The organism is uncultured Aquabacterium sp. (assembly GCF_947366995.1).
GTDB lineage: Bacteria > Pseudomonadota > Gammaproteobacteria > Burkholderiales > Burkholderiaceae_C > Aquabacterium.
On sequence record NZ_CANBCC010000027.1, the window covers coordinates 35,261 to 45,680 of the forward strand.

10 protein-coding genes are annotated in these 10,420 nt (G+C 63.3%); 2 read left to right on the forward strand and 8 right to left on the reverse strand.

Translation table 11 applies throughout. The annotated features are described in order from the left end of the window. Nucleotides 1–70: 70 nt before the first annotated feature. A complete protein-coding gene (gene clpA, locus Q0Z44_RS09310; protein WP_298011940.1) occupies nucleotides 71–2,392 on the reverse strand; it encodes an ATP-dependent Clp protease ATP-binding subunit ClpA in 2,322 nt (773 codons plus the stop codon). Then, a complete protein-coding gene (clpS, locus tag Q0Z44_RS09315; RefSeq protein ID WP_298011941.1) occupies nucleotides 2,389–2,742 on the reverse strand; it encodes an ATP-dependent Clp protease adapter ClpS in 354 nt (117 codons plus the stop codon). Before clpS ends, clpA begins: the two co-directional genes overlap by 4 nt. 341 nt (nucleotides 2,743–3,083) lie before the next feature. On the opposite strand from clpS, the gene Q0Z44_RS09320 reads away from it, so the two are divergent. Then, entirely contained in the window at nucleotides 3,084–3,377 is a 294-nt protein-coding gene (locus tag Q0Z44_RS09320) for a cold-shock protein (protein WP_298011942.1), read from the forward strand. Between the two features lie 116 nt (nucleotides 3,378–3,493). Here the strand turns inward: Q0Z44_RS09320 and icd are convergent, their stop codons facing one another. The 3 genes from icd to hemN form a co-directional block, all read right to left on the reverse strand. Beyond that, entirely contained in the window at nucleotides 3,494–4,747 is a 1,254-nt protein-coding gene (gene icd, locus Q0Z44_RS09325; protein WP_109035864.1) for an NADP-dependent isocitrate dehydrogenase, read from the reverse strand. A gap of 145 nt (nucleotides 4,748–4,892) precedes the next feature. Then, on the reverse strand, nucleotides 4,893–5,717 hold the full coding sequence (locus Q0Z44_RS09330; protein WP_298011943.1) for a sulfite exporter TauE/SafE family protein: 825 nt from the start codon (nucleotides 5,715–5,717) through the stop codon (nucleotides 4,893–4,895). A 24-nt stretch (nucleotides 5,718–5,741) separates the two neighbouring features. Next, nucleotides 5,742–7,151, reverse strand: a complete 1,410-nt coding sequence (gene hemN, locus Q0Z44_RS09335; protein WP_298011944.1) for an oxygen-independent coproporphyrinogen III oxidase — start codon at nucleotides 7,149–7,151, stop codon at nucleotides 5,742–5,744. A gap of 206 nt (nucleotides 7,152–7,357) precedes the next feature. Here hemN and fnr point away from each other — a divergent pair, with 206 nt between their 5' ends. Beyond that, entirely contained in the window at nucleotides 7,358–8,074 is a 717-nt protein-coding gene (fnr, locus tag Q0Z44_RS09340) for a fumarate/nitrate reduction transcriptional regulator Fnr (RefSeq protein WP_245932755.1), read from the forward strand. Nucleotides 8,075–8,150: 76 nt separating this feature from the next. Here the strand turns inward: fnr and Q0Z44_RS09345 are convergent, their stop codons facing one another. From Q0Z44_RS09345 to ccoG, 3 genes are all read right to left on the reverse strand, one after another. Next, a complete protein-coding gene (locus Q0Z44_RS09345; protein WP_298011946.1) occupies nucleotides 8,151–8,441 on the reverse strand; it encodes a hypothetical protein in 291 nt (96 codons plus the stop codon). Between the two features lie 93 nt (nucleotides 8,442–8,534). Next, nucleotides 8,535–8,798, reverse strand: coding sequence for a nitrogen fixation protein FixH (locus Q0Z44_RS09350; RefSeq protein WP_298011947.1), 264 nt, complete (start codon nucleotides 8,796–8,798; stop codon nucleotides 8,535–8,537). A gap of 23 nt (nucleotides 8,799–8,821) precedes the next feature. Beyond that, entirely contained in the window at nucleotides 8,822–10,297 is a 1,476-nt protein-coding gene (gene ccoG / locus Q0Z44_RS09355) for a cytochrome c oxidase accessory protein CcoG (RefSeq protein WP_298011948.1), read from the reverse strand. Nucleotides 10,298–10,420: the final 123 nt, after the last annotated feature.

Sequence of the window (10,420 nt, forward strand, 5' to 3'; positions counted from 1 at the left end):
CTCGCTCGCGAGCGGCGCAAACAACAACGCGGCCCGGAGGCCGCGTTGTGCTTTCAGCGCCGAACCAAGATCACTCGGCCGTGGCCGCTTCCGGCTTGGTCTTGTCGCTCTTCTTGTTCGGCTGGATGTCGAGCTTGACCTCTGGCTCGCCCTTGTCGTTGTCCACCACGTCCACGGTCAGACGACCGCCATCAACGAGGCTGCCGAACAGCAGCTCGTCGGCCAGCGCACGTCGGATCGTGTCCTGGATCAGACGCTGCATCGGACGCGCGCCCATCAGCGGGTCGAAACCGCGCTTGGCCAGGTGGCGACGCAGCGCATCGGTGAACGTGACCTCGACCTTCTTCTCGGCCAGCTGACCTTCCAGTTGCAGCAGGAACTTGTCGACAACCCGAAGGATGACTTCCTCGTCCAGCGGCTTGAAGCCGACGATGGCGTCCAGGCGGTTGCGGAATTCCGGCGTGAAGGTGCGCTTGATGTCGCCCATCTCGTCGCCCATCTCACGCTGCGTGGTGAAGCCAATGGTCGACTTCTGCAGCGTCTCCGCGCCGGCGTTGGTCGTCATGATGATCAGCACGTTACGGAAGTCGGCCTTGCGACCGTTGTTGTCCGTCAGCGTGCCGTGGTCCATCACCTGCAGGAGGATGTTGAAGACGTCCGGGTGCGCCTTCTCGATCTCATCAAGCAGCAGCACCGCATGCGGCTTCTTCGACACAGCCTCGGTCAGCAGACCGCCCTGGTCGAAGCCCACGTAGCCCGGAGGCGCGCCGATCAGACGGCTCACGGCATGGCGCTCCATGTACTCGGACATGTCGAACCGCATGAGCTCGATGCCCAGGATGTAGGCCAGCTGCTTGGCCACTTCGGTCTTGCCGACGCCGGTGGGGCCGCTGAACAGGAAGGCGCCAATCGGCTTGTCGGGCTTGCCGAGCCCCGAACGCGCCATCTTGATGGCCGCCGACAGGGCATCGATGGCCGCATCCTGACCGAACACCACGCTCTTCAGATCGCGGTCAAGCGTCTTGAGCTTCGAGCGGTCGTCGTTCGACACGCTGGTGCTCGGGATGCGGGCGATCTTCGCCACGATCTCTTCCACCTCGGCACGGGTGATCGTCTTCTTCTGACGGCTCTTGGGCAGCACGCGTTGCGCAGCCCCCGCCTCGTCAATGACGTCGATCGCCTTGTCAGGCAGATGGCGGTCGTTGATGAACTTGGCAGACAGCTCGGCGGCAGCCTGGAGGGCCCCCAGCGCGTACTTCACACTGTGGTGCTCCTCGAAGCGTGACTTCAGCCCCTTCAGGATCTCGATGGTCTGCTCGACCGATGGCTCCACCACCTCTACTTTCTGGAAACGACGCGACAGGGCCGCATCCTTCTCGAAGATCCCGCGGAATTCTGTGAAGGTCGTGGCGCCGATGCACTTCAGCTGCCCGGAACTCAGTGCCGGCTTCAGCAGATTGCTCGCGTCCAGCGTGCCACCCGACGCTGCGCCGGCGCCGATCAGGGTATGGATCTCGTCGATGAACAGAATGGCGCCCGGCTGCTCCTTGAGCTGCTTGATCACGGCCTTGAGCCGCTGCTCGAAATCACCGCGGTACTTCGTGCCCGCCAGCAATGCGCCCATGTCCAGCGCGAACACCTCGGCATCGGCCAGCACTTCGGGCACATCGTTCTGGGTGATGCGCCAGGCGAGGCCTTCCGCGATCGCGGTCTTGCCCACACCGGCCTCACCCACCAGCAGCGGGTTGTTCTTGCGGCGACGGCACAGGACCTGGATCACGCGCTCGACCTCGGACTCACGCCCGATGAGCGGATCGATCTTGCCTTCGCGGGCCAGCTGATTGAGGTTCTGCGTGTACTGCTCCAACGGAGAAGCCTTGCCCTCACCCTCGTCCTTCTCGGCGTCGACCTGGGACGGCTCGGCACCGCTCGACTTGGCCGCCTCGGGCGGATCTGCCTTGCGGATGCCGTGCGCGATGAAGTTCACGACGTCCAGGCGGGTGACGCCCTGCTGGTGCAGGTAATACACCGCGTGACTGTCCTTCTCGCCGAAGATGGCCACCAGCACGTTCGCCCCGGTGACTTCCTTCTTGCCGCTGCCAGAAGACTGGACGTGCATGATCGCGCGCTGGATGACACGCTGGAACCCGAGCGTGGGTTGGGTGTCGACCTCGTCGGTGCCCCCCACGGTCGGCGTGTTGTCCCGGACGAACTGGTCCAGGTTCTTGCGCAGCTCATCCAGATTGGCGGCGCAGGCTTTCAACACCTCGGAAGCAGAGGGGTTGTCGATCAAGGCGAGCAGCAGGTGCTCCACGGTGATGAACTCGTGGCGCTGCTGACGAGCCTCGACGAAGGCCATGTGCAGACTCACTTCCAACTCTTGCGCAATCATGCGGTCTCCAGGATGCACTGCAAGGGATGCCCGGCTTGACGGGCGGCGGCAAGAACGAGTTCGACCTTGGTGGCCGCGACATCCTTGGTGTAGACGCCGCACACACCACGACCCTCGTGGTGGATTTTGAGCATGATCTGGGTCGCAGTCTCAATGTCGTGACGGAAGTGTTCCTGCAACACGAAGACAACAAACTCCATGGGGGTGAAATCGTCATTCAGCATGACGACCTGAAACAGTCGGGGCGGTTCGAGCGCGAGTTCTTCCTTCTCGGCCACAGCCGCACCGTGCCCGTCCTCTGCGGGCCCTTCCGGCTTGGCCATCAGGAGCGGGTGTAACGGATTGGTCATGAAAAGATTCTACGGGAGCCCCTCACCTCATGCCATGTCATCTTGGGGTGTCCGACCCGGGTTCAAGGGCAGGAAATTCGCAGCCCTCACGGTGCTTTTTATTCTTTCCCGCACAAGCCGTGGCCGTGGCCACTGGAATACCCCATCAATCACCGCGGCCATCTGCAGCGGCTTGAGCCGCGCGACATCGCGCCCTTCATAAAGTGCATACGTTTCAACCAGTTACGTGATGGGGATTCAGGAAACATGCCGATCGTCAAATCAGACAGTACCCCTTTGTGGCGCTTGACACGGGCGCTGACACCCCCAGAAAATGAGAACAAATTAACAGGAGGGGCAGTATGGCCACAGGCACTGTCAAGTGGTTCAATGACGCCAAAGGTTTCGGCTTCATCGAACCGGATCAAGGGGGCGGCGACGTGTTCGCCCATTTTTCGTCCATCCAGATGGACGGTTTTCGCACCCTCAAGCAGGGCTCCAAGGTCAGGTACGACTTGGTGGCCGGTCCGAAGGGGATGATGGCGCAGAACATCCAGCCCATGGATGGCGCGACCGCGGGCGACATCACGGCCGATGCCTTGAATGACCTGCATTTCCGCGACCACGCGCCAGCGGGCAGGAGCCTGCCGCACTGACCCTGAACACGCGGTGGTCCAGGCCACCATGAAGAAAGCCCGCGCAAGCGGGCTTTCTTGTTTCAAGGCGCCAGCCGGCGCCTGGGTGAACGGCACCCGACGGTGCCGAACCACGCTTACATCGACTCGATCATCACCTGACCGAAACCCGAGCAGGAGACCTGCGTGGCGCCGTCCATCAGGCGGGCAAAGTCATAGGTGACTTTCTTGCTCTGGATGGCCTTGTTCATCGAGCTGATGATCAGGTCGGCAGCTTCGAACCAGCCCATGTGGCGCAGCATCATTTCTGCGGACAGAATCTCGGAACCGGGGTTCACGTAGTCCTTGCCGGCGTACTTCGGTGCGGTGCCGTGGGTGGCCTCGAACATCGCCACGCTGTCGGAGAGGTTCGCTCCCGGAGCGATGCCAATGCCGCCAACCTGGGCTGCCAGGGCGTCAGAGATGTAGTCGCCGTTCAGGTTCAGCGTGGCGATCACGCTGTACTCAGCCGGGCGCAGCAGGATCTGCTGCAGGAAGGCGTCGGCGATGGCGTCCTTGATGACGATGTCCTTGCCCGTGCGCGGGTTCTTGAACTTGCACCACGGGCCGCCGTCGATCAACTCGGCGCCGAACTCGCTCTGCGCCAGCGCGTACGACCAGTCACGGAAGCCACCTTCGGTGAACTTCATGATGTTGCCCTTGTGCACGATCGTCACACTGGGCTTGTCGTTGTCGATCGCGTACTGAATGGCCTTGCGCATCAGGCGCTCGGTGCCTTCCTTCGACACGGGCTTGATGCCGATGCCCGAGGTTTCCGGGAAGCGGATCTTCTTGACGCCGAACTCGGTCTGCAGGAAGTTGATCAGCTTCTTGGCCTTGTCGCTCTGGGCTTCGAACTCGATGCCGGCGTAGATGTCTTCCGAGTTTTCACGGAAGATCACCATGTCGATCTTTTCCGGCTCCTTCACGGGCGAAGGCACGCCCTTGAAGTAGGTCACCGGGCGCAGGCAGACGTACAGGTCCAGTTCCTGGCGCAGCGCCACGTTCAGCGAGCGGATGCCACCGCCCACCGGGGTGGTCAGCGGGCCCTTGATCGACACGACATAGTCCTTCAGGACTTGCAGGGTCTCTTCCGGCAACCACACGTCAGGACCATACACGCGGGTCGACTTTTCGCCGGCGTAGATCTCCATCCAGTGGATCTGACGCTGACCGCCGTAGGCTTTCGCGACTGCGGCATCGACCACCTTGATCATCACCGGCGTGATGTCGAAACCGGTGCCATCGCCCTCGATGTAGGGAATGATCGGGTTGTTGGGAACATTGAGCGAGAAGTCCGGGTTGACCGTGATCTTCTGCCCACCTTCGGGCACCTTGATGTGCTGGTACATGTCGTGGTCTCCGCGTTTGGCGTGTCCGAGAAAAACATTGCCATGGATGTCGGCAAGGCGGAACGATTCTACGCCACCGGACAGTCAAATCTTATATAGGACTGACCAGATGGACAGCGGCCTGCCCTGGTGTTGGAATGACGTGTCAGGCGCACCAGGCGCGCCATTGCGCCACCAGATGATGCGACAACCCCCACGTCGCCATGGCCGCGAGCAGCAAGCCCGATGCCCGGAGCGCCCACCGTGAATCGATCGGTGCACCGTCAGCACCCGCGTTGGCCGTACCCGCGACCGCCATGTCATCTCGCTGCAACCAGAGCACCGGCGCGGCACCGGCCGGCGTGAGCCCCCCCACATCGCTCGGGGCCTGCGCGCTCTGCGCCCCCCCCGCAATGCGTCGACGCATCCACGCGAGCAATGCTGGTGCAAACCAGACGCCCGCAGAACTCGCCACCGCGAACGACAGCATCACCAGCGCGCCACCCCAGGCGGACGGCGCCAGAACCGCCACCATCAGTGCGCCGTACAGCAGGCCGCAGGGCATCAGCGCCCACAGCATTCCGGCCAACAGCACGGCCGCGCGCTGTGTGCTCGACCGGCCGTCGCCGACAGCAGCAGACGATGCAAACCGCCTGCGCACACGGTGATAGAGGTCAATGCCGAACCGGTCGAGCCACGCTGGCACACGCCCCTTCCAGAGCAGCCAGAGGCCGAACAGCACCGCGCCGAACTGGGCCATGACCCAGAACGGCTGAAGGACCGCAATTTCGCGCCCCCAGGACGCCACAAGCCCCGCGGAGGCGGCAGCCACGCCGCCCAGCAACGCATAACCCAAGGCACGTCCGACCAGCGCCAGGCCGGGCAGCCCCTTCGGGAACGCGGCAGCACACGGTGCGCCGCACATCACGGCACAATGGGGTAGCCCGCCCAGTCCCATCAGAAAGGCGGAGATCAAGAGGCCGGACAGCATGTCGGCCCCTTCAAACAGGACGGGTCAGATGATTCGGGAGAATCGCTCAACCGCCTTGTCCATCTGCAGATGGCGGTCAAACACCATCGCGATCGCTCGCACGAAATACCAGCCGAGCGCCGTGACACGGACACCGTCGGACTCCACTTGCACCAGCCCCGACTCCACGAGCGGTTCCAGCAGGCGCATCTCAGCCTCGAAGTATTGCCGGAAATCGACCAGGTAGGCGAGTTCGATGGATTCGAAGTCCACGCGGCCCTGACACATGATCGCCATGATGACCGCACGTCGCACCAGGTCATCGCGCGAGAGCGTGAGGCCCCTCACGGTGGGCAGCTCGCCTCGGCGCAGTGCGTCGTAGTACTCGGGCAACGACTTGGCGTTCTGCATGTAGTGCGGTCCGACCCGGCCAATGGCGGAAACACCCAGGCCGATCACGTCGCAGTCGGGGTGGGTGCTGTACCCCTGGAAGTTGCGGTGCAGCCGGCCCTGGCGACGCGCCACGGCCAGACTGTCATCGTGCAGGGCGAAATGGTCCATGCCGATGTAGTCGTAACCCGCCGCGCCAAAACGATCGATGGCCGAAGCGAGCATCCCGACCTTGTCGGCGCCCGCTGGCAGCGCGGCCGCGTCGATGCGACGCTGCGGCTTGAAGCGTTGCGGCAGGTGGGCGTAAGCGTAGACCGCCACGCGGTCGGGACGAAGGCCGATCACCTGGTCCAGCGTGTGTGCAAAGCGCTCGGGCGTCTGCTTTGGCAGACCGTAGATCAGATCCATGTTGATGGAATCGAATCCTTCGGCGCGGGCCGCGGTCATCAACTCGGCCACCATCTCATAGGGCTGGACCCGGTGAATGGCCTGCTGAACCAGCGGATCGAAATCCTGCACGCCCAGGCTCAAGCGGTTGAACCCCATGGCCGCCAGGCGCTTGAGTCGCGCGGCATCCACGGTGCGAGGGTCGACTTCGATGGCGTACTCGCCGCCCGGCACGAAACGGAAGGCATCCTGCAGCATGGTGAGCAGGCCTTCAAGCTCGTCGTCGCTGAGGAAGGTGGGGCTGCCGCCGCCCAGGTGCAACTGCGATACGGCCTGACCGCGGCCGATCTGGTCGACCACCAACTGGACCTCGGTGCGAAGCGCTTCCAGGTACTCGGTAGCCCGGCCATGATGGCGCGTGATCACCTTGTTGCAGGCGCAGTAATAGCAGACCGACTCGCAGAACGGGATGTGGACGTAGAGCGACAGCGGCACGGCGCCGCCCGCCATGGCTCCAGCGCCTTCGCTGCGCTGCACGAGCGCCTGGCGATGCTGAGCCGGTCCGAACGCCTCCACGAAACGGTCGGCCGTCGGATACGAGGTGTAACGTGGCCCGGACACGTCAAGTCGAGTCAGCACCTCGCTCGAGATGATGGGGGCGGGTTGAATGGTTATCATGGCCTGGTCGCTCATATACGGAGTCTGTGCCAAACTGGCAGTGCTGCGGGTTGATCTGTCTCAACCTCGAGTCCGGGGATCGGGCAACAATCAGGAAGACCTTGAGGTTCCTCATGTTGAATAACACCATCCCCGTTCTGGACCAGAGCAACACCGACGCATGCCGCTCTTCGAGCAAGGGCTCCACCAACGGTTCGTCGTGTGCAATGAAATACGAAGCATTCAAAGTTGCCTGCTCCAGCTGCAATCTGCGTGAGCTGTGTCTCCCTGTGGGCCTCAGCCAGCCGCAGCTGAGTCATCTGGACTCGCTCGTGGCCACGCGCAAGACCGTGAAACGGGGCGATGCGTTGTTCCACACGGGCGATGCCTTCCGCTCGGTCTATGCGGTGCGCACCGGCTTTTTCAAGACGCGCATTTCCTCCGAGGACGGGCGCGACCAGGTCACCGGCTTCCAGATGGCTGGCGAACTGCTGGGCCTGGACGGCATCAGCACTGACCGCCATGCCTGCGACGCCATTGCACTGGAAGACTCTCAGGTCTGCGTGATTCCGTATGCGCAGCTGGAAGATCTGTCGCGCGAGTTCTCGGACCTGCAACACCAGTTCCACAAGATCATGAGCCGCGAGATCGTGCGCGACCACGGCGTGATGCTGCTGCTGGGCAGCATGCGCGCCGAAGAACGGCTTGCCGCCTTCCTGCTCAACCTGACGCAGCGCCTGCATGCGCGTGGTTTTTCGGCGTCGGCGTTGGTGCTACGCATGACGCGGGAAGAGATCGGCAGCTACCTGGGCCTCAAGCTCGAAACCGTGAGCCGCACCTTCTCGAAGTTCCAGGACGAAGGCCTGCTCGAGGTCAAGCAGCGGGACATCCGCATCACCGATGAAGCGGGCCTGCGGGCACTGGTCAACAGCGTGCGCTGCTGAATCAGCGCCCTGATGTGCCTTTGAGAAAACCCGCCGCTGGCGGGTTTTTTACTTCGTGCTGGCGAAGCAGCGGAAGTCAGGGACGCGCTGCAGCGTGCCCATGGCGAGACCGCCGAACGCGGCGCTCGCTCCGTCTGGCCCCTGCGTCGTCATGGCGCATCAGCCAGTGCGACGCCGCCGTGGCCAGGGCAATCAGGGCCCAGAAGGCGAGAAACGTCAGGCTGTAGACGGTGTCGGCATCCGGATGCCAGCTGCCAATCTGCAGCACGCCCGGATCCACCCAGGCAAACACCAGCATCTCCAGCAGCCCGGCAAACAAGAACGCGGGCCAGAGGATCTGGGCGGCGTGCAAGCTTCGCTGTGTCATGCGGCACTCCTTTCACAGGAATAGGGACACAACCTGATGTTCCGCCAGTCGGGCAGGCTTGCCTGCGGGATTTACCCGCAGGCGTCGGCGCACTCAGCGCTCGGCCGGTTGAGTGCTGCCTTCAGCCGCATGGTTGCGGGCCTTGACGGCGGGCAACTCGTTCGCGGAAGACACCTGGCCTTTGGACGTGTCCAGCACGGGGTCCACGTTCTTGACGGCGATACCGACCGTGAACAAGGAGGCCACGACGACGGCCAACGGCCCGCCGATCACCATCCACACGATCGGGAGCTTCCACCAGGGCGGCTGGGACACCGGCGCCGAAGGCTGCTCGGAAGCAAGGGCTTGTTCTGACATGAGGGTTCTCCGTGAAGGCCCGCTCAGCGCGGGACCATGAAAGTGGTTCGCTCGCGGATGTCGACCTGCGGGCGGTCACCGTGACGCAATTGCTCGACCAGCAAGGTCATGCTGTTTGCGCCAGTGCCCATCCGGGCGGCCACTTCGGGCGGCACGCGCACAGCGACGGGCACCCAGCGGGCCTCTGCAGGGCCGAGGACGATGTTCTCGCCCCCCTCGACCCGGGCAGCGGTCAGCTGCTCCACACCGATGCGGTAACGCTGCACCTGCTCGCTGGCGTTCATCAACTGCACGCGGTAGACGTTTTCCACATAGCCATCATCCACCACCCGGGCCAGAGCGCCGCGGTCACGCACGATGTCAACCCTGAAGAGAGGTCGGCTATAGATGCTGTACATGAACGCCGCGATCACCGCGACAAGGATGCCGGTGTAGATCAGCACACGGGGACGCGCCACACGCGCCCACATCTGCGCCCGACCCCACCCGTTGTCCATGGAGTTTTCGGTGGCGTAGCGGATCAGGCCCCGCGGCGTGCCCATCTTGTCCATGACCGAGTCGCACACGTCGATGCAGGCGGCGCAACCGATGCACTCGTATTGCAGGCCCTTGCGGATGTCGATGCCAGTGGGGCATACCTGAACGCACAGGGTGCAGTCAATACAATCGCCCTTCCCCGCCGCCTTGGCGTCGGTCTTGCGGGAGCGCGAACCGCGCGGCTCGCCGCGCTTCTCGTCGTAGCTGATGATCAGCGTATCGCGGTCGAACATCGCGCTCTGGAACCGAGCATACGGGCACATGTACTTGCAGACCTGCTCGCGCATGTAGCCGGCATTGCCATACGTCGCAAAGCCGTAGAACAGGATCCAGAAGGTTTCCCATGGGCCGAGGCCGAAGCTGATCACGGCCTGCGCGAGTTCGCGGACAGGCGTGAAGTAGCCGACGAACGTGTAGCCCGTCCAGAGCGAGACCGCGATCCAGGCTGCCTGCTTCGCCGTCTTGCGCGAGGCCTTCTGGATGGACCAGGGCGCCTTGTCGAGCTTCATGCGGCGCGTGCGATCGCCTTCGATCTTGCGCTCGATCCACATGAAGATCTCGGTGTAGACCGATTGCGGGCATGCGTAACCGCACCACAGCCGACCGGCCACCGCCGTGAACAGAAACAGCCCGTATGCCGAGATCATCAGCAGGGCTGTCAGGTAGATCAGGTCCTGCGGGTAGAGGACCAGATTGAAGAGGTAGAAGCGCCGCGTGCCCAGGTCGAACAGCACAGCCTGGCGATCATTCCACATCAACCAGGGCGTGCCGTAGAAAACGATCTGCGTCACCCACACGAGCACCCAGCGCCAGCGGCTGAACCAGCCGGACACCTCGCGCGCGTAGATCTTCTCGGTCTTCTTGTACAGCGACACCGTTTCTTCGCGCCGCTGCTGAGACGCCGCAGGCTGGATGGGAATGACGCGCTTGGTGTCGGCGGAGGGACTGGCTGGCTCTGACATGGCTTGCGGAAATGACTGACGGCGGGGAGGCCGGATACCCCAAAGGGTATCACGATCCATCCTCCGCCGTTCTTTGCTTTCGGATCCGGCTTGACGCGTGTCAAGCTTTGCCGGGCCTGGGGC